General features: G+C 70.1%; 25 protein-coding genes, 2 tRNA genes and 1 pseudogene. 22 read left to right on the top strand and 6 right to left on the bottom strand.

Features of this window, described 5'->3' with window-relative positions:
* The 10 genes and pseudogenes from B7X32_RS05160 to lysS form a co-directional block, all read left to right on the top strand.
* A pseudogene (locus tag B7X32_RS05160) lies at positions 1-1,049 on the top strand (cell division protein FtsH); the annotation flags it as partial.
* 3 nt (positions 1,050-1,052) lie between these two features.
* Positions 1,053-1,703 (top strand): GTP cyclohydrolase I, encoded by a 651-nt coding sequence (folE, locus tag B7X32_RS05155; protein ID WP_292717013.1) that lies wholly within the window; start codon positions 1,053-1,055, stop codon positions 1,701-1,703.
* Entirely contained in the window at positions 1,700-2,491 is a 792-nt protein-coding gene (folP, locus tag B7X32_RS05150; protein ID WP_292717009.1) for a dihydropteroate synthase, read from the top strand. Before folE ends, folP begins: the two co-directional genes overlap by 4 nt.
* 114 nt (positions 2,492-2,605) lie before the next feature.
* A complete protein-coding gene (gene folB / locus B7X32_RS05145; protein WP_292717006.1) occupies positions 2,606-2,998 on the top strand; it encodes a dihydroneopterin aldolase in 393 nt (130 codons plus the stop codon).
* Positions 2,995-3,549, top strand: coding sequence for a 2-amino-4-hydroxy-6-hydroxymethyldihydropteridine diphosphokinase (gene folK, locus B7X32_RS05140; protein WP_292717003.1), 555 nt, complete (start codon positions 2,995-2,997; stop codon positions 3,547-3,549). Before folB ends, folK begins: the two co-directional genes overlap by 4 nt.
* Positions 3,546-4,061, top strand: coding sequence for a DUF3180 domain-containing protein (locus B7X32_RS05135; protein WP_292717000.1), 516 nt, complete (start codon positions 3,546-3,548; stop codon positions 4,059-4,061). The genes folK and B7X32_RS05135 overlap by 4 nt, the downstream gene beginning before the upstream one ends.
* Positions 4,021-4,680: a PH domain-containing protein gene (locus B7X32_RS05130; RefSeq protein ID WP_292716997.1), complete on the top strand. Its 660-nt coding sequence runs from the start codon at positions 4,021-4,023 to the stop codon at positions 4,678-4,680. Before B7X32_RS05135 ends, B7X32_RS05130 begins: the two co-directional genes overlap by 41 nt.
* On the top strand, positions 4,677-6,500 hold the full coding sequence (locus tag B7X32_RS05125) for a PH domain-containing protein (RefSeq protein WP_292716994.1): 1,824 nt from the start codon (positions 4,677-4,679) through the stop codon (positions 6,498-6,500). The genes B7X32_RS05130 and B7X32_RS05125 overlap by 4 nt, the downstream gene beginning before the upstream one ends.
* Positions 6,497-7,186 (top strand): DUF2520 domain-containing protein, encoded by a 690-nt coding sequence (locus B7X32_RS05120; RefSeq protein WP_292716991.1) that lies wholly within the window; start codon positions 6,497-6,499, stop codon positions 7,184-7,186. The genes B7X32_RS05125 and B7X32_RS05120 overlap by 4 nt, the downstream gene beginning before the upstream one ends.
* A 102-nt stretch (positions 7,187-7,288) precedes the next feature.
* Positions 7,289-8,824 (top strand): lysine--tRNA ligase, encoded by a 1,536-nt coding sequence (lysS, locus tag B7X32_RS05115; protein ID WP_292716988.1) that lies wholly within the window; start codon positions 7,289-7,291, stop codon positions 8,822-8,824.
* A 16-nt stretch (positions 8,825-8,840) separates the two neighbouring features.
* On the opposite strand, the gene B7X32_RS05110 is transcribed toward lysS, so the two are convergent.
* The gene (locus B7X32_RS05110) at positions 8,841-10,016 is read right to left on the bottom strand and encodes a DUF4192 family protein (protein WP_292716986.1); all 1,176 of its coding nucleotides are present in this window, start codon (positions 10,014-10,016) and stop codon (positions 8,841-8,843) included.
* A 153-nt stretch (positions 10,017-10,169) separates the two neighbouring features.
* Between B7X32_RS05110 and B7X32_RS05105 the strand changes: the two genes are divergently transcribed.
* The 3 genes from B7X32_RS05105 to B7X32_RS05095 all read left to right on the top strand — a co-directional run bounded on the left by B7X32_RS05105 (position 10,170) and on the right by B7X32_RS05095 (position 12,733).
* A complete protein-coding gene (locus tag B7X32_RS05105) occupies positions 10,170-10,346 on the top strand; it encodes a hypothetical protein (protein ID WP_181158261.1) in 177 nt (58 codons plus the stop codon).
* Positions 10,347-10,469: 123 nt separating this feature from the next.
* Positions 10,470-11,930 (top strand): cardiolipin synthase, encoded by a 1,461-nt coding sequence (gene cls, locus B7X32_RS05100; RefSeq protein WP_292716978.1) that lies wholly within the window; start codon positions 10,470-10,472, stop codon positions 11,928-11,930.
* Between the two features lie 83 nt (positions 11,931-12,013).
* Positions 12,014-12,733, top strand: coding sequence for a hypothetical protein (locus B7X32_RS05095; protein ID WP_292716975.1), 720 nt, complete (start codon positions 12,014-12,016; stop codon positions 12,731-12,733).
* A 7-nt stretch (positions 12,734-12,740) separates the two neighbouring features.
* On the opposite strand, the gene B7X32_RS05090 is transcribed toward B7X32_RS05095, so the two are convergent.
* On the bottom strand, positions 12,741-13,736 hold the full coding sequence (locus B7X32_RS05090) for a diacylglycerol kinase family protein (RefSeq protein WP_292716972.1): 996 nt from the start codon (positions 13,734-13,736) through the stop codon (positions 12,741-12,743).
* 147 nt (positions 13,737-13,883) lie between these two features.
* On the opposite strand from B7X32_RS05090, the gene serS reads away from it, so the two are divergent.
* The 5 genes from serS to B7X32_RS05065 all read left to right on the top strand — a co-directional run bounded on the left by serS (position 13,884) and on the right by B7X32_RS05065 (position 17,949).
* Positions 13,884-15,200 (top strand): serine--tRNA ligase, encoded by a 1,317-nt coding sequence (gene serS, locus B7X32_RS05085; RefSeq protein WP_292716969.1) that lies wholly within the window; start codon positions 13,884-13,886, stop codon positions 15,198-15,200.
* Positions 15,197-16,054, top strand: a complete 858-nt coding sequence (locus B7X32_RS05080; RefSeq protein ID WP_292716966.1) for an HAD family hydrolase — start codon at positions 15,197-15,199, stop codon at positions 16,052-16,054. The genes serS and B7X32_RS05080 overlap by 4 nt, the downstream gene beginning before the upstream one ends.
* 136 nt (positions 16,055-16,190) lie before the next feature.
* A tRNA-Ser gene (locus B7X32_RS05075) sits at positions 16,191-16,275 on the top strand.
* Positions 16,276-16,337: 62 nt separating this feature from the next.
* Positions 16,338-17,591, top strand: coding sequence for an LCP family protein (locus B7X32_RS05070; RefSeq protein WP_292716964.1), 1,254 nt, complete (start codon positions 16,338-16,340; stop codon positions 17,589-17,591).
* A gap of 268 nt (positions 17,592-17,859) precedes the next feature.
* A tRNA-Ser gene (locus tag B7X32_RS05065) sits at positions 17,860-17,949 on the top strand.
* Here the strand turns inward: B7X32_RS05065 and B7X32_RS05060 are convergent.
* The 4 genes from B7X32_RS05060 to B7X32_RS05050 form a co-directional block, all read right to left on the bottom strand.
* Positions 17,928-19,100, bottom strand: a complete 1,173-nt coding sequence (locus B7X32_RS05060) for a site-specific integrase (RefSeq protein WP_292716961.1) — start codon at positions 19,098-19,100, stop codon at positions 17,928-17,930. The two genes, B7X32_RS05065 and B7X32_RS05060, sit on opposite strands and share 22 nt — an antisense overlap.
* Positions 19,097-19,336 (bottom strand): helix-turn-helix domain-containing protein, encoded by a 240-nt coding sequence (locus tag B7X32_RS21045; protein WP_366246953.1) that lies wholly within the window; start codon positions 19,334-19,336, stop codon positions 19,097-19,099. Before B7X32_RS21045 ends, B7X32_RS05060 begins: the two co-directional genes overlap by 4 nt.
* Before the next feature lie 228 nt (positions 19,337-19,564).
* The gene (locus B7X32_RS05055; RefSeq protein ID WP_292716958.1) at positions 19,565-20,689 is read right to left on the bottom strand and encodes a hypothetical protein; all 1,125 of its coding nucleotides are present in this window, start codon (positions 20,687-20,689) and stop codon (positions 19,565-19,567) included.
* Between the two features lie 152 nt (positions 20,690-20,841).
* Entirely contained in the window at positions 20,842-21,132 is a 291-nt protein-coding gene (locus tag B7X32_RS05050) for a hypothetical protein (RefSeq protein WP_292716956.1), read from the bottom strand.
* A 443-nt stretch (positions 21,133-21,575) separates the two neighbouring features.
* Here B7X32_RS05050 and B7X32_RS05045 point away from each other — a divergent pair, with 443 nt between their 5' ends.
* The 4 genes from B7X32_RS05045 to B7X32_RS05030 form a co-directional block, all read left to right on the top strand.
* Positions 21,576-22,277, top strand: coding sequence for a hypothetical protein (locus tag B7X32_RS05045; RefSeq protein ID WP_292716953.1), 702 nt, complete (start codon positions 21,576-21,578; stop codon positions 22,275-22,277).
* 235 nt (positions 22,278-22,512) lie between these two features.
* On the top strand, positions 22,513-23,193 hold the full coding sequence (locus B7X32_RS05040) for an SAF domain-containing protein (protein WP_292716950.1): 681 nt from the start codon (positions 22,513-22,515) through the stop codon (positions 23,191-23,193).
* Positions 23,190-24,020 carry a hypothetical protein gene (locus B7X32_RS05035; protein WP_292716947.1) on the top strand — a complete coding sequence of 277 codons (831 nt, stop codon included), beginning with the start codon at positions 23,190-23,192 and terminating at the stop codon, positions 24,018-24,020. The genes B7X32_RS05040 and B7X32_RS05035 overlap by 4 nt, the downstream gene beginning before the upstream one ends.
* Positions 24,020-24,292, top strand: a 273-nt coding sequence (locus tag B7X32_RS05030) for a hypothetical protein (RefSeq protein WP_292716945.1), incomplete at its 3' end; no start/stop codon positions are given. The genes B7X32_RS05035 and B7X32_RS05030, both read left to right, overlap by 1 nt.

The following is a 24,292-nucleotide window of genomic DNA, read 5'->3' as shown; positions in this document are numbered from 1 at the left end:
TCCTGCGCCCCGGCCGCTTCGACCGGCAGATCGGCGTGGACGCGCCCGACCTCAAGGGCCGCCAGCACATCCTCGAGGTGCACGCGAAGGGCAAGCCGCTCGCGAACGGCGTCGACCTCGAGGTCGTCGCCCGCAAGACCCCCGGCTTCACCGGCGCCGACCTGGCCAACGTGCTCAACGAGGCCGCCCTGCTGACGGCACGCTCGAACGCGCAGCTGATCGACAACAGGGCCCTCGACGAGGCGATCGACCGCGTCATCGCCGGCCCGCAGCGCCGCACCCGCGTGATGAAGGACAAGGAGAAGCTCATCACGGCGTACCACGAGGGCGGACACGCGCTCGCGGCGGCGGCGATGAACTACACCGACCCGGTCACCAAGATCACGATCCTGCCCCGCGGCAAGGCCCTCGGCTACACGATGGTGCTCCCGCTGGACGACAAGTACTCGGTCACCCGCAACGAGCTGCAGGACCAGCTCACCTACGCGATGGGCGGCCGCGTGGCCGAGGAGATCGTGTTCCACGACCCGACCACGGGCGCCTCGAACGACATCGAGAAGGCGACGTCCATCGCCCGCAAGATGGTGCTCGAATACGGCATGACGACCGAGCTCGGACCGGTCAAGCTCGGCACCGAGGGCGGCGAGCCCTTCGCCGGCCGCGACATGGGCCGCGGACGCGAGTACTCGGAGACGATCGCCGAGCGGGTGGACACGCAGGTGCGCGCCCTCATCGAGCAGGCGCACAACGAGGCGTACGAGGTGCTGAGCGCCAACCGCGACATCCTCGACAAGCTCGCGCGCGAGCTGCTCGAGAAGGAGACCCTGGACCACAACCAGATCGCGGAGATCTTCACCGAGATCCGCAAGCTCCCCGAGCGTCCGCAGTGGCTCTCGAGCGAGGACCGTCCGGTGTCGCTGCTGCCCCCGATCGAGATGCCGCAGCGCGGCGTCGAGGTCGGCACCGCGGCGACCGAGGCGGCCCAGCCGTCGACGGAGCGCCGGCCGGGCACCGCGGGTGGCGGGAAGCCGCGCCCCGCGACGGCCTGAGCGATGGCCGTCGATCGGGACCGCGTCGCGAGCCTGACCCGTGAGCTGCTCCTCGCGATCGGCGAGGATCCGGAGCGTCCGGGGCTGAAGCAGACCCCGGCGCGGATGGCCGACCTGTACGCCGAGTTCTTCGCCGGTCTCGGCGAGGATCCCGGCGCACCGCTCGCGCACACGATCAGCGTCTCGCACGGTCCCGCGCCGGACACGCTGCCCTCGGGGGCCGTGCTGCTGCGCGGCATCCGGTTCCGCTCCGTGTGCGAGCACCACCTGCTGCCGTTCGCCGGGCACGCGCACATCGCGTACCTGCCGGGCGAGCATGTGGTGGGCCTCGGCGCGCTGGTCAAGGTGGTCGAGATCCTCGCGTCCCGTCCGCAGGTGCAGGAGAGGCTCGGCGAGCAGGTGGCCGACGCGATCGCCTCCCACCTCGACGCGCAGGGCGTGCTCGTGGTGATGGACGCGGTGCACGGCTGCGTCACCATGCGCGGCGGCCGGCAGACCGAGGCGTCGACGCTCACGATCGCGGCACGGGGCGTCTACACGGATCCGGTCGCACGCGCCGAGCTGATCGCGCTGATCGGGGCGGGTGCGCGGTCGGTCGCCGACCCGTTCGCCCATCCCGCCGACGGACGCGACGCCCGAGGAACCACCGCATGACCGCGATCTGGGGGATCGTCAACGCCACCCCCGACTCCTTCAGCGACGGCGGGCGCTACGCCGACGCCGACCACGCCGTCGCGCACGGCAGGCTGCTGCGCGCGCAGGGCGCCGACGTGCTCGACATCGGCGGCGAATCCACCCGGCCGGGCGCCGAGCGGGTGCCCGTCGCCGAGGAGCAGCGCCGCGTGCTGCCGGTCATCGAGCGCCTCGCCGCGGAGGGGATCCCCGTGAGCGTGGACACCCTGAACGCGGGCACAGCGGTCGCCGCCGTCCGTGCGGGCGCGCGGATCGTGAACGACGTCTCGGGCGGCCTCGCGGATCCGGAGATGCTCTCCGCCGTGGCGGAGACGGGCGCCGACATCGCGCTCGGGCACTGGCGCGGGCCGTCCTCGGACATGTACGCCCGCGCCGAGTACGCGCGGGTCGGCCGCGAAGTGGCCGGCGAGCTGCGCGAGCGCGTCGCCGCCGCGGCCGCCGCGGGCATCGCCCCCTCGCGCATCATCGTCGATCCCGGCGTCGGCTTCGCGAAGACCGCGGGGCAGAACTGGGATCTGCTGCGCGAGCTGGCCGACGTCGTGGCGCTCGGACCGCGCGTGCTCGTGGGGACCTCGCGCAAGCGCTTCCTCGCCGACGCCCTGGGCGAGGACGCCGATGAGCGGCGCAAGGATCTGGCCACCGCCGTGACGAGCGCGCTCGCCGCGCGCGCCGGGGCGTGGGCCGTGCGCGTGCACGACGTCGCCGCCACGCGCGACGCCCTCGCCGTGCTCGGCGCCTGGGACGGCTGACCGCCGGACGACCGCTCAGGAGCGGGGGCGCGCCCGTCGGCGGTCAGGATGTGGCGCTTCGCCCTTCGCGGACAGCCGCGATCCGCGTCGGCCCCTCGCCGTAGGCTGGGGGGCATGGACTTCCTCGACGCGATCACTCTGACCGGTCTGACGGTGTTCGGGCGGCATGGCGTGTTCGAGCACGAGCGCGAGAACGGCCAGGACTTCATCGTCGATCTGCGCCTGCACCTCTCCGTGCGTCAGGCCGCCGCCAGCGATGACGTCGCCGACACCGTGCACTACGGCGAGCTCGCCGAGCGTGTCGCGGCGGTCGTCGCCGGTGAGCCGGTGAACCTGCTGGAGACGCTCGCCACGCGCATCGCGGACATGGTGCTCGAGGACGAGCGGATCCACGGCGTCGAGGTCACCGTGCACAAGCCGCACGCGCCGATCCCGCTGACCTTCGCCGACGTGTCCGTCACGGTGCAGCGGGTGAGCCACGTGCAGCGCGAATGGAGCGAGGGATGACGCCGACCCACCCGATCCCGCCCGTCCCGCGCGGACGGCGCCTGCCCGCGATCGACCCCCGTCCGGAGGAGGAGCCGGTCGAGGCGGTCGTCGCGCTCGGATCCAACCTCGGCGACACCACCGCCACCATCGAGGACGCCGTGCAGGCGATCCGCCGCCTGCCCCTCGTCGACGACGTGCGCGTCTCGAGGATCTTCCGCACGGTCGCGGTGCGGCTGGACGGGCCGGATCCGGAGGCCCCGGAGTTCGCGAACGCGGTCGCGATCGTCACCACGCGTCTCGCCCCGCAGGTCCTGCTCGGCATGCTGCACGCGATCGAGGAGGAGCACGGCCGCATCCGCGCCGAGCGCTGGGGCGACCGCACCCTCGACCTCGATCTGATCGCGTACGACGACCTGCGCAGCGACGACGAGCACCTGCTGCTGCCGCACCCCCGCGCGGCCGAGCGCACGTTCGTGCTGGCGCCGTGGCTCGATGTCGATCCCGACGCGGTGCTGCCGGGACGCGGCAGGGTCGCCGACCTGCTGGCCGCGCTCGAGGACGGCTCATGAAGCGGATCTCCCCGGTACTGCTGTCCGTGCTGGCCCTCGCCGGGGCGGCGGCGGGCTTCCTCCTCGACCACGCGATGACCACGGCGGGCAGGGCCACGTTCACGCCGTCGATCCTGCTGTCGATCTTCCTCGTGCTGCTGGCGCTCGCGGTGCTGGCTCTCGCCTGGCCGATCCGCCGCAGCACGCGATCTCCCGAGCGGCCGCCCGTCAATCCGTTCCGGGCGCTTCGGATCGCGACGCTGGCACGGGCCTCGAGCCTGGTCGGCGCCGCGATCACCGGCTTCGCCGTCGGACTCATGGCCTATCTGCTGTCCCGCCCGATCACGCCGCCGCTAGGCTCGATCATCGCGACCGCCGTCGCCGCACTCGTGCTCACGATCGCGGCGGTGATCGCGGAGAGCTTCTGCCTGCTGCCCGGAAACGGGCCCCACGACCCCGACGGCCTCAGCGGGCCGCGCCTGGAGGACGACGATGACGACCATCCCCGAACCGCCGCAGATCCCGGGCACTGATCCCGTCGTGCCGCCGACGCGCGCCCAGGCGCGCGCGCAGTCCGCGAGCGTCGCCCCGCCCGCGCACACGGCGCCCGCCGCCGCGCCGGTGCTCGACGACGGCACGTACCCGGCACTCCGCACGCCCACGGCGCGCGGGGCGCTCGCCCTCGACGGCACCTGGCACCAGATCTCGCCGAAGTACGTGATCGCCGAGGTGCTGCTGCGCATCATCCTCCTCGCCGTGATCGCGGTCGCCGCATACGCCGCCACGACCCTGCTCGCCCAGCCCTGGCCGTGGGCCTGGACGGTCGCGGGCGTGATCGCCGTCGTGATCCTGTTCGAGCTCGTCATCCTGCCGCGCCAGGCCAGGGCGATCGGCTACATGCTGCGCGCCGACGACATCGTCTTCCGCCGCGGCATCCTGTGGCAGCGCATGATCGCGGTGCCGTACGGCCGCATGCAGCTGGTCGACATCACCCGCGGGCCGGTCGACCGCGCCTTCGGGATCGCCAAGCTCAAGCTCGTGACCGCCGCCGCGACCACCGGCGTCGAGATCCCCGGCATGACCGAGGACGCCGCGGAGTCGCTGCGGGACACCCTCATCGACGTCGCCGAGATGCGCCGGACCGGCCTGTGAGCACGCCGGAGCAGCAGCCCTACGGCGCGCCGCCCGTGCCGGGGGCCACGCCCTTCCCGCAGGCCGCGGCGGGACGGGCGCCGGGCGCGCCCTCGCTCGCCGACGGCGAATGGCACCGGATGCACCCGCTCACGCCGCTCATGAAGGGCGGCCTGGTGCTGGTGATCGTGATCGGCTACCTGGTCGCGAACCTGCGCGAGAAGATCGTGTACTGGCTCATCTCGCTGTTCACCCCCACGCGCGTGCCCGAGTTCGGGGGCGACCCCGTCGACTGGGTCGTGAACAACAACCTCGTGCTCGTGGTGCTGCTGGGCGTGCTCGCCCTGGCGGTGCTGCTCGTGGGGATGTTCTGGCTGATGTGGCGTTTCCACGACTTCCGCATCACCGAGGCGCACGTGGAGGTCCGCAAGGGCGTGGTCTTCCGCTCGCACCGCCGCGCACCGCTCGACCGCGTGCAGGGCGTGAACCTCACCCGTCCGTTCCCTGCGCGACTGATCGGGCTCGCGAAGCTCGAGGTCGACGGGGCGGGCAACGACGCCAACGTTCCCCTCGAGTACCTGTCCACGGCGAAGGCCGAGTCGGTGCGCGCGGACATCCTGCGCCTCGCCTCCGGAGCGCGGCATGCCCGTGAGGCGACGCGCGGAAGCGGTGACGCGGCGGCCGCGCGAACGATGCGCGCGCAGCTCGCGGCGTCGATGGACGCCGGCGTCACGGGGCTGATCAGCGGGGTGGACCTGGACGACATCGCACCGGAGCATGTGCTGCGGATCCCCACCGGGCGTCTCGTCGGCTCGCACGTGCTGTCCGGGCTGACCTGGCTCGCGCTGTTCGCGGTGATCTTCGTGGGCGGCATGATCGGCACGCTCCCGGCGGTGCTGGCCGACGCCGGGCCCGCCGGAGGCGCGATCGCGGTCGGCATCGCCCTCGCGATGGGGATCCCGCTGCTGCTCGCCTCGATCGCGGTGACCTGGAGCAGGATCGCGCGGGCGCTGCGCTACTCGATCGCGGCCACCCCGGACGGGGTGCGGATCACGTTCGGCCTGTTCACGACCGTGACGGAGACCATTCCACCAGGGCGGATCTTCGCCGTCGAGGTCATGCAGCCGCTGCTGTGGCGGCCGTTCGGCTGGTGGTCGGTGCGGATCAACCGGATGAGCGGCAAGGCCGCCTCCCAGCAGCAGTCCAGCCAGGCGCAGCAGTTCAACATCGTGCTGCCGGTCGGCGCGCGCGCGGACGTCGAGCGCGTGCTGGGGCTGATCCTGCCCGACGTCCCCGCCGAGGTGCTGCCGCTGATCTGGGAGCAGGGCGTGCTGGGACCCGTCGCCGACGATCCGTACGCGACGATCCCGCCGCGGGCGTGGTGGCGGCGTCCCCTGTCCTGGCGTCGGCACGGCGCCGCGCTCACGGACTTCGCGCTGCTGCTGCGCCGCGGGCGCATCTGGCGCCAGCTGGCCGTGTTCCCGCTCGCCAGGCTGCAGGGCTTCTCGCTGCACCAGGGGCCGATCGACCGGGCGCAGGGTGTCGCCAAGGCGCAGGCGCACTCCGCCGTCGGCCCCGTGCGCGGCGAGGTGTCCGGCCTGGACAGCCAGGTGCTGCTCGGCATGCTGAACACCCTCTCGGTGTCGGCCGCCCGCGCGGCCGCGGCCGACCGCGCGCACCGCTGGGCCGAGGAGCACGAGCCGGCGCCCGCGTCCGCGGGGCAGGGTCTGTCCGCGGATCGGGGTCTGCCCGCCGAGCAGGGGCTGCCCATGGGACACAGCCTTCCCGCGGGACACAGCCTCCCCGCGGGGCTCGGCGGATCCGCGGAGGGCACCTCGTGACCCGCGCGGGGCGTCTCGACGTCGGCATCGTCGGAGCCGGTCATGTGGGCCCGGTGATCGGCGCGGCTCTCGGCGGAGCCGGCCACGCCCTCGTCGGGATCACACCGGGATCCGACCCGGAGCGTGCGGCGGCGGTGCTGCCGGGCGTCGCCGTGAAGGAGGCGCCGGAGCTCGTCCGCTCCTCGCAGCTCGTGGTGATCGCCGTGCCGCACGATCAGCTGCCGGGTCTCGTGTCGGGCCTCGCCGAGGTCGGGGCGTGGCAGCCGGGTCAGCTCGTGCTGCACACGGATCCCGCCTACGGCACGGACGTCCTGGAGCCGGCCGTGCGCAGCGGGGCGATCCCGCTCGCGGTGCACCCCGCCATCTCGTTCACCGGGACCACGCTCGACCTGCGTCAGCTGCAGGCCTCGTACGCGGGCGTGACGGCGCCGGCCATGGTGCTGCCGATCGCCCAGGCTCTCGCGGTGGAGCTCGGGTGCGAGCCCGTGGTGATCGAGGAGGCGGACCGGCCCGCCTACGCCGAAGCGATCTCGACGGCGTCGGAGTTCGCGCGTTCGATCGTCGGCCAGGCGACGGGGATCCTGCGGGGGATCGGCGTGGAGAACCCCGGCGGGTTCCTCTCGGCGCTCGTCTCCTCGACCTTCGACCGGGCTCTGCGCGAGGTGTCCTCGGACGACCGGCTCTGATCGCACCGCGGCCGTGCCCTCGCGTGCGACCGGCTCCCGCCCCGGGCGGGCGCCGAGGTGCGCGCCGGTAGACTTATCGGCGACTTCCGAGGAGCCCCACTCATGACTGACGCGCCCGCGCCGACCCCCGACCGCAGCGACCCTTCGACGGACGCCGCGGAGGACACCTTCGAGCAGCGGGCGGTGCGTCTGGCCAAGCGCGAGCGGCTGATCGCCGAGCGCGCGGACGCGGCCGGCGGCGCCTTCCCCGTCGCCGTGCCGGTCACTCACACCATCCCGCAGCTGCGCGCCGAGTACGGCGAGCTCGAGCCCGGCGCCGAGACCGGAGTGCTCGTCGGCGTCGCGGGCCGCGTGGTGTTCAGCCGCAACACCGGCAAGCTCTGCTTCGCCTCGCTGCAGGCGGGCGACGGATCCCGTATCCAGGCCATGATCTCGCTGGCCAACGTGGGGGAGGAGTCCCTCGCGCAGTGGAAGGAGCTCGTCGACCTCGGCGACCACGTGTTCGTGCACGGCGAGGTGATCTCGAGCCGCCGCGGCGAGCTGTCGATCATGGCCGACTCCTGGACGATCGCGTCCAAGGCGATCCTGCCGCTGCCCAACGCCTACGGCGAGCTCAGCGAGGAGGGCCGCGTGCGCAGCCGCTTCCTCGACCTGATCCTGCGCGATCAGGCCCGCAGCACCGTGCGCGCCCGCGCGGCGGTCAACGCCAGCCTGCGCCAGACCTTCACCAGCCACGACTTCCTCGAGGTGGAGACCCCGATGCTGCAGGTGCAGCACGGCGGCGCCTCCGCCCGCCCGTTCATCACGCACTCGAACGCCTTCGACACCGAGCTCTACCTGCGCATCGCGCCCGAGCTGTACCTGAAGCGCGCCGTCGTCGGCGGCATCGAGCGGGTGTACGAGATCAACCGCAACTTCCGCAACGAGGGCGCCGACTCGACGCACAGCCCCGAGTTCGCGATGCTCGAGGCCTACCAGGCCTACTCCGACTACAACGGCATCGCCGACCTCACCCAGGAGCTGGTCCAGAACGCCGCGATCGCGGTCGCAGGATCCACGCTGGTCACCTGGGCGGACGGCACCGAGTACGACCTCGGCGGGGACTGGGCGCGCATCTCGATGTACGACTCGCTGTCCGACGCCGCGGGGCGCACCTTCACCCCCTCCGACCCGGTCGCCGACCTCATCGCGTTCGCCGAGGCGCAGGGCGTCGACGTGCCGCCGCACGCGACCCACGGCAAGCTCATCGAGGAGCTGTGGGAGCACTTCGTCAAGGGCGGCCTGGAGCGGCCGACCTTCGTGATGGACTTCCCCGTCGACACCTCCCCGCTCGTGCGCGACCACCGTTCGATCCCGGGCGTCGTGGAGAAGTGGGACCTCTACGTGCGCGGATTCGAGCTCGCCACGGGCTACTCCGAGCTCATCGACCCCGTGATCCAGCGCGAGCGCTTCATCGAGCAGGCGAAGCTCGCCGCGGGCGGCGACCTCGAGGCCATGCGCCTCGACGAGGAGTTCCTGCGCGCGCTCGAGCACGGCATGCCGCCGACGGGCGGAATGGGCATGGGCATCGACCGCCTGCTCATGGCCATCACCGGCCTCGGGATCCGCGAGACGATCCTGTTCCCGCTCGTGAAGTGACGCATCCCGCGCGCCCTCATGCTGCCGCGCGGAAGGACCAGCGCGGCAGCATGCCGGCATCCACGACCGTCCGCAGCAGCTGTGCGAACGTGAGCCCAGGGTCCACCGCCTCCGCCTGATCCAGGTACCGGGCGGCGTGCGTCGATCGTCCGCACGCCCAGGACAACCACCCGGCGGCGGCGAGCGGTCCCCCTCGTGTCTCCCGTGGTGCGAGCGCGACCGTGCGCCGCACGAGGGCCAGCGCGACGCCCAGGCGGTCGCCGTCCGGTCGCGGTCCGTCGCCGATCAGGATCCCGCCGATGTTCGACGGCACGGCGGACCCTCTCGTCCCGTGGCTCAGCTGTGCGGCCAGGGCCCGATCCCCGCGGTCGATGCTGCTCGCCCACTGCACGAGGGCGACGTCACGCAGCGCCGGGCGGTTCAGGACCCACACCAGCGCGGCCGTGGCGAACGGCGAGAGCGCCTCGGGCGAATCCAGCGCCTCCTCCAGGAACGACGGCAGATCGTCCAGCAGCAGCGCCGTCTCCCGGGCTCTCGGGTCCGTCCGCTCCGTGGCCGGAGGCCGACGGCGCCCCGGCACGGCCGGACCGAGCACGCGCTCGACGGCGAGCAGCGCGCGGCCGACCGACTCCGCCGCGAACAGACCGGGCGAGGGCAGTTCGGTGCCGCTGAACTGATCCGGAGCGGGGCCCGCGAATCCGGGCACCGAGGGCGGGGGCGGCACCTCCGTCAGAGGGCGGGATGCGGACGCCGGATCCCGGTAGTCGGCCCAGGAACCGCCGCCGACGAACAGCGCCTCGACCACGTGCAGCTCGCACGCCTGCGCCCGCCCGATCAGCTCATCGACGAGGGCGGCGGCCGGGAGCGCTTCTCCGGGCGCGGAGCTGCCGTCGGCGTACACCGCGATCGCGAGGGCATCCGTGTCGGGCACGCGACAGGCCAGCCCGATCGCGGTCGCGGCGAACTCCGCGGCCGAGGGCCCTGGGGCTGCGGGCACGGGAACGGCGGGCAGCGGAGCCGCGGCCGTGGGCGCGGGCGTGGCGCTCGCCGGCAGGTCGAAGCGCAGCGCGCCCGCGGTGCGCGCGCCGCGGAACGGCAGCAGCACGAGGGAGTCGCGCGGGGTGAAGCCGGTGAGCACGGGGATGGCGGCGAGCAGCTCTGCGGCGCCCGCGGCGTGAACGATGGTCGTCATGGATCCACCCTGCGGAGCGCCGCCGGACGCGCTCCGCGTCAGGAACGGAACAGTGCGGAAGATTCCCGCGGATCCCGGATGTGCGGACCGATCGCGGCGGAGGGAGCAACCTGCTCTCAGCGGGCGCACCGGACCCACGGGTAGGATCGGAGCATGGACGAATTCTGGGTGGCCGCCGCGTGGTCGGTGATCCCCACGATCGTCGTCTGCATCGTGTTCTGGTTCGTGCTGCGCGGGATCCTGCGCTTCGATCGCACCGAGCGGCAGACGCACGCGCGCATCGAGGCCGAGGAGCGCGCCGCGCGAGGCCTGCCGCCCCGCTCCTCCTGACCTGAGCCGGCGCCCCGCCGGCCGGGTCCTGGCGGCTCCGAGCCGCGCCGGGCATTGTCCCGCCCAGCCGCTACTGTGGACGAAGTCGCCGTCCGGCGGCGGATTCCGTGCGGAAGAGGCGGCATGTGGTCTCAGTCGTGGCCCTGGTGGGTCGTCGCCTTCGCCGTGCTGGTCGACCTCACGATCCGCGTGATCGCCATCATCGTCGTGCCGCGCAACCGGCGCCCGACGGCCGCCACGGCCTGGCTCCTCGCGATCTACTTCATCCCGTACGTCGGGGTGCTGCTGTTCCTGCTGATCGGGAACCCGCGGCTGCCGCGCGCGCGGCGCAAGAAGCAGGACCTCATCAACGAGACCATCGCCGAGGTCACGAAGGACCTGCACCTCGGCGTCTCCGACATCCAGATGCCGGAGAGTCTCGCGTCCCTGGTGCGCATGAATCAGCGCCTCGGGGCGCTTCCGCTGTTCGGTGACAACGGGGCGCACCTGATCTCCGAGTACCAGGTCTCGCTCGACGCCATGGCCGACGCGATCCGCGAGGCCACCGAGTTCGTGCACGTGGAGTTCTACATCCTGCAGTCGGACGACTCGACCGACAACTTCTTCCGCGCGCTGGAGGAGGTGGCCGCCCGCGGCGTGCCCGTGCGGGTGCTGCTGGACCACTGGGCCAACCGCTGGAAGCCGCGCTACAAGCAGACCATCGCGCGACTGGACGCGATGGGCGCCGACTGGCATCTGATGCTGCCGGTGCAGCCGCTCAAGGGGCGCACGCAGCGCCCCGACCTGCGCAACCACCGCAAGTTGCTCGTCGTCGACAACGAGGTGGCTTTCCTCGGATCCCAGAACGTCACCGACTCGACCTACAACCTGCCGAAGAACATCAAGCGCGGCCTGCACTGGGTCGATCTCATGGTGCGCGTCGACGGGCCGGTCGTCGGCAGCGTCAACGCGGTGTTCCTCTCGGACTGGTACAGCGAGACCGACGACGTGCCGGAGTCGGTCGCGTTCGCCCCGACCGAGAGCGGCAGCGGCGACCTGGACTGCCAGATCGTGCCCTCGGGCCCCGGCTTCGAGGCCGAGAACAACCTCCGGCTGTTCCTGGGACTGCTCTACGCCGCCAAGCGCAAGATCATGATCGTGAGCCCCTACTTCGTGCCGGACGAGGCGCTGCTGCTCGCCGTCTCCACGGCGTGCGACCGTGGGCTGCAGGTGGAGCTGTTCGTGTCGGAGGAGGGCGATCAGGCGATCGTCTACCACGCGCAGCGCAGCTACTACGAGGCGCTGCTGCGGGCGGGAGTGCGGATCTGGATGTACCGCAAGCCGTACATCCTGCACACCAAGAGCCTGACGATCGACGACGACATCGCGGTCATCGGATCCAGCAACATGGACATGCGCTCCTTCGGTCTGAACCTCGAGATCTCGATGCTCGTGCGCGGCGAGGAGTTCGTGCGGGAGCTGCGCGAGGTCGAGGACCGGTACCGCTCCCTCAGCCGCGAGCTGACGCTCGAGGAATGGATGCAGCAGCCGCTCCGCTCGACCGTGCTGGACAATCTGGCCCGGCTCACCTCGTCGCTGCAGTAGCCGTGCGCGGCGGCGCGGCCGACCGCCGGAGCCGTCCGCGACGGGGCATGGTGACGGAGTTCGGCGCTGGATAGCATGAGCGCATGAGGATCCGCACCGCCCTGGCCATCGCGGCTCTCGCCGCCTCCGCGACGCTCGCCCTGGCGGGCTGCGCCCAGCTGGAGCCGGTCAGCCCGCCGGTCCCCACGGCGGACTCGACCACCTCGCCCCAGCCTTCCACGGATCCGGCGGCGGCCTGGCTCGACGGCGGGCGCGGGATCGGTCTGGTCACCTACGGCTCCTCGTCCCTCGCCTGCACCCCGACGGCGCAGGACGTCAGCGCCGACGGGCAGACGATCACGGTGACGCTCGCCGACCCCGATGCGAACGCCGTATGCACCATGGACTTCGCGCCGCGCGCGACGTTCGTCGGCGTGCCGGAGGGCGTGGACCCGACCAAGGACGTGACGGTGATCTTCCACGGCGGCGGGTTCCAGGGGCGGCTGCCGCTCGCGGGCGGCAGCGCGCTCCGCGCCGGCGGAAGCAGCGACGGCAAGCCCAGCGCCGGCTGGTTCTCCGAGAACGGCATCCTGCTGCTCACCTGGGGTTCCTCGACCTGCCGTCCTGTCGTGAGCGATCTGGTGGAGGACCAGGACAAGAAGGGTGCGACGGTCACGTTCCAGACCGACGCCACCCAGGTCTGCACGATGGACTTCGTGCCCCGGATCACCGTGCTCGGAGTCAACGCACCCGCGGATCCGTCCGGCTACTCCCTCACGCTCAAGGGCGACCACCTGGACGGCAAGGTCACGGTCATCGGCTGACGCCGGATCAGGTCGGACTGATCACGTGCCCGGCGGGCACGGCCACCAGAAGCGCTCCCGGATCGATGCGGCAGTGGATCCGCACGGCCTCGCCGAACTCGTCGCCGTCGAGCTCGACCGGAGCGGGCTCGGTGGTCGCGGCGTCCGCGTCGACGCCCTGGAGGTAGCGGATCGAGCCGCCGGATCCCGTGAGCTCGATCATGCGCCGGCCGGCCTTGCTGCGCCGCAGCACCGAGTTCTGCCACCACACGGTGCGCCAGACGGCGAGCCAGCCGAACGGACCGCGGGCCTGGATCACCGCGACGTCGAGAGTGCCGTCCGTGATCGAGGCGTCGGGGATCAGGGCGATGCCCGCGGGCAGCGCCCCGCAGTTCGCGAACAGCATGCTGTGCACCTTGACCGAGTGCAGCTTGAGGTCGTCGACCGCGTACATGATGCGGAACGGCTTCGCACCCGGCAGGGCGCGCGCGGCGCCGTCGACGTAGGCGACCCAGCCCACCGACTTCTTCAGGCCGGGACGGGTGTTCGCGATCATGTGCGCGTCCAGTCCGATGCCGGCGAGCACCACGAAGCCGTGCCTCTGCACCGCGCCGTCCGCGCGCGTCAGCTCGGCCCAGCCGATGTCGACAGGGTGGCGGTCTCCGTGGAACACCGCATCGATCGCGGCCGAGGGGGCGGCCAGCGCGAGGCCCAGGTTCCGCGCGAGCAGGTTGCCCGTGCCGCTCGGCACGATCGCCAGCGGCACGCCGGTCCCCGCCATCGTCTCGGACACGGCGCGGACGGTGCCGTCGCCGCCGGCGACCAGGACCGCTGCGGCGCCGTCGGCCAGCGCGATGCGGGTGGCCTCCTGGCCCGGATCCTCGACGGAGGTCTCGATGATGAGCGGGGCGTCCCAGCCCGCCCCCGCCGACAGCGTGCGCAGCAGCTCGACGAGTTTCGGCGCATCGGCCTTGACCGGGTTGACGACGAGTGCGGCGCGCGGGCGTCCGGCATCGTCAGTCATGCGCTCAGCCTATTCCGGAGGACCGCATCCCGGTTTCGCGGCGCGTGAATGGCGGCTTCGGGGCCGCGGATCCAGCCAGGTGCGCGCTCCGAAACGGGCGGTCCGGGGCCGGAGAACCGCGGCGCGTCGCCTGGCTAGACTTGACGGGTGATCGACCTCGCCCTTCTCCGCGACGAGCCAGAGCTCGTCCGTCAGTCCCAGGCCGCGCGCGGCAACGCGCCGGAGACCGTCGATGCGGCGATCGAGGCCGACCGATCGCGCCGTGCCGCGCTCGCGGCGTTCGAAGAACTGCGCGCCGAGCAGAACGCGTTCGGCAAGCAGGTCGCGAAGGCGCCGAAGGATGAGAAGGCGGCCCTCGTCGCCCAGGCGAAGGACCTCGCCGAGCGGGTGAAGCAGGCGCAGGCCGCGTCGAACGAGGCCGCGGAGTTCGCCGCGGATGCGCTCTCCGCGATCGAGAACATCATCGTCGACGGCGTGCCCGCCGGCGGCGAGGACGACTTCGTCGAGCTGCGCCGTGTGGGAGAGACCCCGACGTTCGACTTCGAGCCGCGCGATCACCTCGCGATCGGCGAGCTGCTCGGTGCGATCGACATGGAGCGCGGCGCGAAGGTCTCCGGCGCCCGGTTCTACTTCCTCACCGGGATCGGCGCGCGTCTCGAGATCGCGCTCATGAACCTCGCCCTGGACAAGGCGCTCGGCGCCGGGTTCACCCCGATGATCGTGCCCACGCTCGTGCGGCCCGAGATCATGCAGGGCACCGGCTTCCTCGGCAAGCACGCCGACGAGGTCTACCACCTCGACAAGGACGACGACCTGTACCTCGTCGGCACGAGCGAGGTCGCGCTGGCCGGCTACCACTCCGGCGAGATCGTGGATCTGACCCGCGGCGCCCTGCGCTACGCGGGCTGGTCCACCTGCTACCGCCGCGAGGCCGGCTCCTACGGCAAGGACACCCGCGGGATCATCCGCGTGCACCAGTTCAACAAGCTGGAGATGTTCGTCTACACGACCCCCGAGGACGCCGAGGCCGAGCACCTGCGCCTCGTCGCGCTGCAGGAGGAGATGCTCACCGCCCTCGGCCTGTCCTACCGGGTGATCGACGTGGCGGCGGGGGATCTCGGATCCAGCGCCGCGCGCAAGTACGACATCGAGGCATGGGTGCCCACGCAGGGCGCGTTCCGCGAGCTCACCTCCACCTCGAACTGCACCACGTTCCAGGCGCGCCGCCTCGACATCCGGCACCGCCCGGAAGCCGTGGAGGGCGCGGCGAAGACGCAGCACGTCGCGACGCTGAACGGCACGCTCGCGACCACGCGCTGGATCGTCGCGATCCTGGAGACGCATCAGCAGGAGGACGGATCCGTGCGGGTGCCCGAGGTCCTGCGCCCCTACCTCGGCGGGCTCGAGGTGCTCCGGCCGCTCGGCGCGGAGGGCGCGGCAGGGATCGAGGGCGCGGGCGCATGACGAACGCCTGGCTCGTCGCCCTCGACATCGACGGCACCATCCTGCTGCAGGACGAGACGATGAGCCCCGGCGTTCCCGACGCCGTGGGCCGCGCCCGCGACGCCGGGCACGAGGTCATGCTCGCGACCGGGCGCAGCTGGATGGGAACGCACCGCTTCCTGGACCAGCTCGGGATCCGTCCCGAGTTCGTGGTCTGCTCGAACGGCGCGGTGACGATGCGCCGGAGCGGATCCGCCGCGGATGGCGCCGCGACGGGCGGCGGTCCCGCGGTGGACGGATACGAGCGCTGGAACGTGGAGACGTTCGATCCCTCGGCCGTGCTCTCGCTGCTGCACGACCGCCTGCCCGACGCGCGATACATGGTCGAGCTCGGATCCGGCCAGCGCCTGTACACCGCCGAGCTCGACGACTGGACGCTCGACGGCGGACGTCAGGTCGGCTTCACCGAGCTGAGCGCCCAGGAGGTCTCGCGCGTGGTCGTGGTCTCGCCGGGCCACGATGAGGACGACTTCCACCGCCTCGTGCAGGACGCCGGGCTCAACGAGGTCTCGTACGCGATCGGCTGGACCGCGTGGCTCGACATCGCGCCGCGCGGCGTCGACAAGGGGACGGCGCTCGCGCGCGTGCGGGAGTCGCGAGGACAGCGCGACGACCGGGTGCTGGTCGCCGGCGACGGCCGCAACGATCTCGGCATGTTCGCCTGGGCGCGAGGTCTTGGCGGGCGCGCCGTGGCGATGGGCCAGGCCCCGGACGAGGTCAGGGCCGCGGCCGGCGAGGTCACCGATGACGTCGAGGACGGCGGGCTCGCCACCGCGATCGAGCGGATCGTGCTGACCGTTCCCGCAGTGCCGTGATCCCCTTCTGTGCTGTCATCAGGCCTTCACTCAGCGCCTGTCCAGGGGGCCCGCGGCACAATGGAGAAGCGCTCACAGGGCGCTACCCGGTTCTCCGTTAGACTCGACGCCTGTTCGGTGTGCGCATGCGCGCCGAGGAGAGTTGTCCGAGCGGCCGAAGGACCTGGTCTTGAAAACCAGTGGGCAGCAATGTCCCGTGGGTTCGAATCCCACACTCTCCGCTGACTGAGCGCAGGGTGGCGCGGTTCACCCGCTGAATCCTGAAAGGCACCGTGTGAGCGCGATGACCCGATCCCGACGCCCCGTCGCCGGGCACGGCCAGCTGCGCCGGCCGACGGCCTGGAGCCAGCTGATGAAGATGCTCGGCATTGCCATGGCCGTGGTCCTCGTCTCCGGCGTCTCGGTCGCCGCGTACGTCGCCTACGACCTGGGTCACACGTTCAGCGCGAACGCCGTCGCCCTGGACGGCGAGAAGTCCGTGCCGCCGGACATCGGCGCGATCAAGGGCGGCGTGAACATGCTGCTCGTCGGCAGCGACGCCTGCGAGCCGGAGTTCTCGGCCGAGTTCGGCGACCGCTGCTCCGACCCTGAGAACGCGGGCGAGCGCAACGACACGAACCTCCTGCTGCACATCTCCGACAGCCCGCGCCGCGTGACCGTGATCACGTTCCCGCGCGACCTGATGGTCCCGATCCCGTCGTGCACCGATGCGCAGGGGAACGCGACCAGCGAGATGTCGAAGCAGCCGATCAACGTCACCCTCGAGACGGGCGGGCTGAACTGCGTCGCCCGCACGATCCACGAGGTGTCCGGTCTCGACATCCAGTTCGCCGCCAAGGTGACCTGGGGCGGCGTGATGAAGATCACCGACGCGATCGGCGGCGTGGACGTCTGCGTCGCGAACGGCATGAGCGACCCCGACACGGGGCTCGAGCTGACCGCGGGCACGCACACCCTGCAGGGCTACTGGGCTCTCCAGTTCCTGCGCACGCGGCACGGCGTCGGCGACGGCAGCGACCTCGGCCGCGGCAGCAACCAGCAGGTCTACATGTCCTCGCTCGCGCGCAAGGTGGTCTCGAGCGAGGTGCTCGGCAACCCCGGCACCCTGCTCAAGCTCGCGAACACCGTGATGTCGAACGTCACGCCCAGCACGACGCTGACCAGCCCGACGCTGCTCGTGCAGATCGCCCTGGCGATGAAGGACGTGCCGCTGGACCAGATCAACTTCGTGAACTACCCCGTGCTCACGGATCCGGACAACCCGAACAAGGTCGTCCCGGACACCGACAGCGCGGACCAGCTCTGGGCGGCGCTCGCCGCGAACCAGGCGATCCAGGTCGCTGGCCAGCGCGACGACGCCGTCGTCTCCGCGACGCCCGCGCCCACGGATCCCGCGACGACCGATCCCGCCACGACGGATCCGTCCGCGGCGCCGACGCCCGGCGCGACGTCGGGGCCGGTCCAGCTGCCGAAGAACGTCTCCGGGCAGTCGGCGGCGCAGCAGACCTGCTCGAACGGTAACGGCTACCGCGGCTGACGCCCGGCCGCTTCGGCCGTCGCGAGGCGCGTGCGGTGCGTGTGCCGCGTGCCGCTTCTGCGCGCCGCTTCTGCGCCGACGCCCCCTCGCAGCACCGACGCCCCCTCGTGGTGACGTCACTGCGAGGGGGCGTCGGAGCTCAGAGGGGGCGTCGGCGGATCCGGTCGGCGCTCAGGTGGGTCGGGTCCCGGGGCCGGGACCGGCCTGGTTCGCGCGGTGCCTGCGGACCCGTTAGGATGGATGCTGGTGTCCGGCTCGTCGGGCATCTGGAGACGTCGCATAGTGGCCTAGTGCACCACCCTGCTAAGGTGGAGTCCTCGCAAGGGGACCGAGGGTTCAAATCCCTCCGTCTCCGCCACGTTTTTCCTGGTCAGACCCCGATTTGCGGGGCCTCTCTGGTTCCTCTTCCCCGGTCGCGTCGTCTCCCGATGCCTTGTCAGGGGAGTGTGAGGGGAGCGGCGCGTTCAGGCGGCGTAGTGCTTCGATGTCCTGTGCCTCGCCGAGAACGTGAGCATAGACCTTCAGGACTGTTCTCGGATCGTCGCCCAGCCATGCGGCGACCTGGTTGATCGGGATCCCCTGGCGAAGCCAGGAGCTGGCCGCGTAGTGCCTCAGATCGTGAATGGTGTGATCCGGCGACGTCCTCGTCCACGCGACGGCGCGCCGAAAGTAGGAGCCACGGAGCTGGAGACCGGTCGCGCTTGTCGCGAGATAGGCTGCCGGGCCCTTGCCCGAGGCCCACGCTTGGGCAATCTCATGCGCACGAGCGACAAGTGGAACGGTGCGACGGCCGCGTGCCGATTTCGGGGCCTTCTCGGCGTAGCCATCGCTTTGCGCGCGAAGCACCTGTATGGCAGGGAACGGGACCTCTTGTAGATCAGCGACGCGCAGCGCGCGCAGCTCGGACCAGCGGAGTCCGGTAAGGCTCAGCCATTCCGTGATGTGGGCATCGCGCGGAGATAGGACTCGCTGTGCATCAAGCATCATCGCCAGGGCAGGCCCTGTTAGGGGACCGTGGTCGTGAGCTTGGACGGATCCTGAGGGCATCCGGACCCCGCGGACAGGGTTGGTGGGTGTCCATCGTTCGCGGACGGCCCAGGTCCACAGCGCGGAGAGGGTCGTTCGCATGCGGGACACCGTGGAGTGCGCCCGCACGCTCAGAAGGTCGGTGAGGAGTCCGAGTACGTCGGCCTCGGATACCGACCCGATCGGTCGGGCCGCAAACCTCGGTGGCAGCGCGGCAAGGTTATCGCGGTCGGTTCGCCAGGTATGCGGCGCGATCTGACCAGAGCGAGCCGCCAAGAACTCCGCGGCGACCTCCAGGACCGGCGTGCGCGTCTGCTGGGGTGAGACGAAGTCCCCGCTATGCAGCGCCTCCTTCTGCTGGCGTTCCCACGCTTCCGCGGCCCGCTTCGTAGTGAACGTCTGGTCGGCGATCACCCTGCCGCCGGAATGTAGCCGAACACGCCACCGCACGCCGGCTGCGCTCTCTCGTCGTTCGATGCTCATGACGGTAGACCGGCGAGGCGATGAACTTCCGCGACGGCGTAGACGCGGCGGGTTCCGACGAGAAGGGGCTCGACCGGGAGGGTCCCCTCTCGGACGCGACGAGAGATGGTCGACGGGTGCACTCGGAGCAGTGACGCCAACTCCGCCTCTGTGTACCAGAGCCTCTCGCTGGCCTCCGTCGTGGCCGGCGTGATGTTTGCCGACACGGGCTGGGAGTGGATGGATCGGATCTTCATGGTTTGCCCTTCAGTAGAACTTCACGTCGTCATTTCCTTGGCCGCTCATCAGGAGTGGTCCTTTGCTAAAAGGGGTGCAGAGAAGCGGTCGGAACCGACAGTGGGTACGGAACCTAGACTTCTGGATAATTAAACTACACAGTGCTCGAATGGTGACCGTGAGATGTCCAGAGGCGACGCAAGCCGTTAGGGTCTGGGTGGGTGAACGGGCGCGGGTGGCGTAGCACGCTAAAGGTGTGGTCCGCCGCGGCGAGGGCTCGCTGACGGTAAGCCTTCTTGCTGCTCGATCTGGGGTGGTCGGCTCTTCTGCGGCGTGCGATCCACCGATGACGATTGGACGGTCTTCGCGTTCTGCGCGAACTGCTCCGCCCCATCACTAGTGCTCTGGAGGCTCGCGTTCACTCGGTCGATGCGCGCCGTGATCTCGCTGCTCTGCTCGCCCTTCAAGTGCTGACTTGAAGCGTGTCTAGCCGGCGAATCTAGGACTTGGCGCACGCGGAGGCGTGCCTCTTGGCGTACTGAGGGGATCGCGAGCCCCACGGCGCGGCGTCGTGTTTCGGCGTCTATGTCGATCGGCGACCCACCGCGCGTCTGACGGGCTATGGAGTCCAGGGTGACTTCCTCGCGGAGGCGCTCTCCTCGTGGAAGCTGGAGGATTCGATCCGCGTGGTGAGGGAGCGCCCGGGTGATCATGTCGATCTCGATCTCGATCAGCTGCCACCGAGCTTCGAACTGATCCTGCTCTCGACGCTCGCGCGCAGCGACGGCGGCTGCGATGTCCTGGGCTTCGCGGCGCAGCTCCCGCATGCGAAACACCGTCACGGGCCGTGTGAAGAATGCCGAGGACTGCTCGACGTGCTCAGCACGTTCGTTCTTGGTCCATCGGTGGCGTGGCCTGGGCGGGAGTCCCAGTTCTTGTCGACGGCGTTCTCGACGCTTCCGTTCGCGATTGTCGCGGTTGACGGCCGCCCGCCCTTCGGGAGTGGAACGGCGTGCTCTTTGCTGAGCGAGGATCCGGTCCTTGTTTCGTGCGACGTACTCTTGTTGTGCTTGGACCTTGACGGGATTCTTCCGGCCCGTGGCCGCACGTTCACGCTGCTTCCGCAGGATCTCTTCTTTGTGTCGTTGGTAGTAGTCTCGGCCGGCCTTGAGGACCTTGTCCCGGTTCGAGGCCTGCCAGCGATCGCGACGTTCCTTCAGGCGTTCGGGGTTCGCTGCCGCCCATTCACGTGCTCGCTGCCGATCCTTCTGTCGGCGCTCTGCGGTCTTCTTGGCTGCATCGCGGCGCCGCTGCGCCGCAAGCCGTTCGCGTTCGTTGACATGGGCGCGGTTGCGCGTGTTGTACTCGTTCACGTACGCACGCACGTGTTCAGCGTTGGCTTCACGCCACCGGCGGTGGCTCTCGCGGACTCGGTCGGGGTTCTCGAGCTCCCACCGTCGTTGCGTCTCCCGGCTTCGCGCTCGACGTGCCGCGCGTGCTGCCGCCTCGCCCTCGTCGGCCACGCCTACTCACCGTGTCCGTCGGGATCCGCAGCTGGATCGTCAATGAGGCTGTCGAGAGTGTCGTTCAGCACCTCTCTGTATGCGGTTGGATCGATGATGGTCCTGGCGACGAGGTCCCGAAGCAAGTGAGTGTCTTCGTCGGCAAACTGTCCCGCGGCCGGCTCCAGACACCAGGAGATTTCCTGCTGGAGGTCAAAGGTGATCTCATCGGCGTGGATCTCCGGGTAGTACGCAAACGCGCTGAACGCGACCCTCTGGGCAAGCTCGCCACGGGCTTCTTCGGTGATGGACATTAGGTTCCTTCCGGATCAGTGGTTGGTCCTCTGACTCTGCATGCGGGCCGCTGGATACACAGGGTCGGTTCGACCGGGCTGTGGAAAGAACCGGAGGTACCGGTGTCGTGAAGAGACGAGCGGGCGAACGAGCCCGTTGCGCGATCGAGCGTTCCGTGGGATCCCGGCCTGCTCCGACTGCGGCTCCGAACCTTCCTGCTTCTAAGAGGTGCGCTGAGGGAGGTGGAACCGACGTTGAGGATGGGCAACCTTCTTGCGCGCAACCTCAATACACGCAAACGCCCCGGAAATCCGCTGCTCTGCGGGCGCATCGGGAACGTGGCCGTGCAAAGGCTTGGCCGCGAATACACGCACGAGTACACGCTCGCTGAGGAGCGTCGGAGGCAATCAGTCCGTCACGTTCGGGAGTTCCAATGTCCTCAGCGATTCAGGCCACACCTCTCATGACCCGCCTCAACCTCGAGTGGTCACACACCCTCGTCGATCGTGAGCACGAATTCGGCGCGTTGGGTGTGCGCGTCTGCGGTGAGTTACTCGATGAGGTGCGCGCGACCCGTGGCGCAGCCCAGGACCGGGCGCTTTACGAACTGCTGGCTCTTACCCGAGACGGAGACAAAACGGCGGAGCGGCTGCTGGTGCAGGTGCTCCTGCCGGTCGCGCAACGGATGGCTCACAGGGTCCGAGCGCTCAGCGAATTCGATCGCGTCGATAGGGTCGGTCTCGCGATCGGGAACGCATGGGAGATGATCCACCTCTTTACAGAGAAAAAGATGCATCTTCGCGAGAAGGTGTTCTCGAATCTGACCATGGGATTGGTCGGGCTGCTCGCGCCGGCGAAGACCAAGAACGACGAACTGATCGGTGACCGCACCTCTCCGGTCAGTGACGAGGTGCTGGAGGCCGTGACAGGCGTGTGGCAGGAGCCAGCTCCCGTGCTCGAGGTCCTTGCGCTGAGGTTGTTTGCTTGGGCGCGACGCGCGGGAGTGCTCACCGGTGACGAGATCGCGCTGTTGGCGCGGGTGGCGATTGAGGAGGAGCGCCAGACGGACATCGCCGTGGAGCTAGGCGTGACGGTCGACTGCGTGAACGCCCGTGTCTCCCGTGCTCGCCGGAAGCTCAAGGCAGCGTTCGTCGCGACCGGCTGAGGACGGTCCGCCTTGACGAGGGACCCACCTGGACCTGTGTGACAGAACGTCAGATAGGCCCTACTTAGGATTCCGCGGGTGCCAATTTTTGGCCGAGATCTATATATCGGTTCCGTGAAGTACATAGTCTGGATGTGATCGTCGGGGGGCATCGAGATTCGGGCCAGTTGTCGGTTCGCGTCGTGAGGGACCGCCCCTTGTAGGTAGCGGATGCCTTTTGGAAGGACGCGATGTGATGATCACGGAGGACAGGCTCCCGCCGAGCGCGGAGTCGGCGCAGCTCTCCACCGGCAATGCCGTGGAAGTCAAGTCGGTTCGTACCCGTGCACCAGCCTCCCGCGCCATCATCGCTGCGGCGTTCATCGTTCTCGGCGCGGTCGTGAGTTACCTCGTCTTCGTCAACGTGTCGAACACGACGCAGGTGTGGGTGGCGAAGAGCTCGATCGTTCGTGGTCACACGATCGTGCAGGATGACCTCACCACGATGTCGATCACCGCGGGGCAGGACTCCAAGGCGATCCCTCAAGCGAAGCTTGATCAGATCCTCGGCAAGGTCGCGACAACTGACCTCCCCACAGGTGCGCTCGTGACGATGTCGTCGATCTCTGATCATCTCGGGGTCCCGAACGGCAAGGCTCTCGTCGGTATGACTCTCGGCCCGGGCAAGCTTCCGGCTCAGACTCTTCAAGCCGGCGACAGCGTCGTCCTTGTTCCGGTCCCCGCACAGGGGGCCGCTCCGGTGGATGTCACAGCTGCGGAGACCATTCCGGCTGTCGTGTCACAGGTCCGGCCAGTTCCGAATACGAACGACGTCGTGGTCGACGTTTATGTCTCTACCCAGGTTGCACCCAATGTGGCCAGCAGGGGCGCCGCTGGCGCCCTTTCCCTCTACCTCGCCCCGGGAGACGCTCAGTGACCGTCATCGCACTGACCAGTGTCGCCGGCGCCCCCGGGGTCACCACAGCGGCGACGGCACTGGCGGTGCACTGGCCGCGTCCGGTCCTCCTCATCGAGGCAGACATCCGAGCAGTGTCCACGATGATGCCTGGGTTCTTCCGCGCGAACCTTCTGCCTAGCGATGGCGGCATCGAGAAGTTGGCGTTCGCTGTTTCCCGGAACGTGCTCGAGGCCGAGGACCTCCTCAACCCGGCGTTTGCAATCTCAATCGCCATGCACGAGCTTCCGCCGATCCCCGAAAGGCCCATTCCCGCGATCCCGGAGGGCCACAAGATGTGGGTGATCCCTGGGTTCGTGAATCTCGCAGTCGCGGATGGTGTCCATGGGCTCTGGGCCAAACTCCCGCGCCTGCTCGTCGAGCTCGGCGATGCCGGCATCGATGTGATCGTCGATCTGGGGCACCTGAGCATCGACGACTCCCGATTGGCGATCATCGACACTGCCGACCGTGTCCTGATCGGCATGTCGTCGACAATGATCGACCTCAACCGCGCCCACCGGCGCCTGCAGCTGCCGGACCTCGCCACCCGTACCCGGGCCCTCGCGGGGGAGAGGTACTGGATCCTCCTGAACACGCCTGCCGCCCAGAGCGTCCCTGCAAAAGACTTCTCCACTCATCTGATCCCCGTCATCGGCGCCCTCCCGTTCGATCCTTCCGGGGCCGCTGTGTTCTCCCATGGCCAGCCCGACTGGAAGCCCGCACGCAACAGCTATCGCAGCGGGATCCGTCGTCTGGCTCAAGACCTCCCGGCCCTGAGCGCCCGCGACCAGAGGAGTGCCAGCTGATGAGCGAACTGCCCGAGATCGAGATCTCCACCAGCCCCTTCTTCAGCGACCTTCTGGGATCGCCTGTTCAGTCGGAAGCGCCCGCCTCGACCGCCCGCGGACGCGAGAACCGTCACCTTCTGGACGTGATGACCGCGGGATCCCGCCCTCCGCTTCACATCGTCGACGAGGGCGAAGCCCCCATCGCGGAAGCCGACCATGCCGTGGGCTCATTGCAGGAGGCCCCCTCACGCGCGCGCCGTCGGGAAGTCACTCAGATCCGCCCAGTCGGG

Source organism: Microbacterium sp. 13-71-7 (assembly GCF_002257455.1).
In the GTDB taxonomy this organism is placed as follows: domain Bacteria; phylum Actinomycetota; class Actinomycetes; order Actinomycetales; family Microbacteriaceae; genus Microbacterium.
The sequence above is the reverse complement of the archived record's forward strand: the minus strand, read 5'-3'. Positions and strand labels throughout refer to the sequence as shown.

Coding starts and splice junctions, on each gene's coding strand:
- B7X32_RS21045 (WP_366246953.1), bottom strand. CDS start 19,336: ATGAAGATCCGATCCATCCACTCCCAGCCCGTGTCGGCAAACATCACG.
- B7X32_RS05110 (WP_292716986.1), bottom strand. CDS start 10,016: ATGACGACCATCGTTCACGCCGCGGGCGCCGCAGAGCTGCTCGCCGCC.
- folP (WP_292717009.1), top strand. CDS start 1,700: ATGACCGCGATCTGGGGGATCGTCAACGCCACCCCCGACTCCTTCAGC.
- B7X32_RS05045 (WP_292716953.1), top strand. CDS start 21,576: ATGACCCGCCTCAACCTCGAGTGGTCACACACCCTCGTCGATCGTGAG.
- B7X32_RS05050 (WP_292716956.1), bottom strand. CDS start 21,132: ATGTCCATCACCGAAGAAGCCCGTGGCGAGCTTGCCCAGAGGGTCGCG.
- B7X32_RS05040 (WP_292716950.1), top strand. CDS start 22,513: ATGATCACGGAGGACAGGCTCCCGCCGAGCGCGGAGTCGGCGCAGCTC.
- B7X32_RS05070 (WP_292716964.1), top strand. CDS start 16,338: ATGACCCGATCCCGACGCCCCGTCGCCGGGCACGGCCAGCTGCGCCGG.
- B7X32_RS05090 (WP_292716972.1), bottom strand. CDS start 13,736: ATGACTGACGATGCCGGACGCCCGCGCGCCGCACTCGTCGTCAACCCG.
- B7X32_RS05135 (WP_292717000.1), top strand. CDS start 3,546: ATGAAGCGGATCTCCCCGGTACTGCTGTCCGTGCTGGCCCTCGCCGGG.
- folB (WP_292717006.1), top strand. CDS start 2,606: ATGGACTTCCTCGACGCGATCACTCTGACCGGTCTGACGGTGTTCGGG.
- cls (WP_292716978.1), top strand. CDS start 10,470: ATGTGGTCTCAGTCGTGGCCCTGGTGGGTCGTCGCCTTCGCCGTGCTG.
- B7X32_RS05130 (WP_292716997.1), top strand. CDS start 4,021: ATGACGACCATCCCCGAACCGCCGCAGATCCCGGGCACTGATCCCGTC.
- B7X32_RS05060 (WP_292716961.1), bottom strand. CDS start 19,100: ATGAGCATCGAACGACGAGAGAGCGCAGCCGGCGTGCGGTGGCGTGTT.
- B7X32_RS05095 (WP_292716975.1), top strand. CDS start 12,014: ATGAGGATCCGCACCGCCCTGGCCATCGCGGCTCTCGCCGCCTCCGCG.
- B7X32_RS05105 (WP_181158261.1), top strand. CDS start 10,170: ATGGACGAATTCTGGGTGGCCGCCGCGTGGTCGGTGATCCCCACGATC.
- lysS (WP_292716988.1), top strand. CDS start 7,289: ATGACTGACGCGCCCGCGCCGACCCCCGACCGCAGCGACCCTTCGACG.
- B7X32_RS05080 (WP_292716966.1), top strand. CDS start 15,197: ATGACGAACGCCTGGCTCGTCGCCCTCGACATCGACGGCACCATCCTG.
- folK (WP_292717003.1), top strand. CDS start 2,995: ATGACGCCGACCCACCCGATCCCGCCCGTCCCGCGCGGACGGCGCCTG.
- folE (WP_292717013.1), top strand. CDS start 1,053: ATGGCCGTCGATCGGGACCGCGTCGCGAGCCTGACCCGTGAGCTGCTC.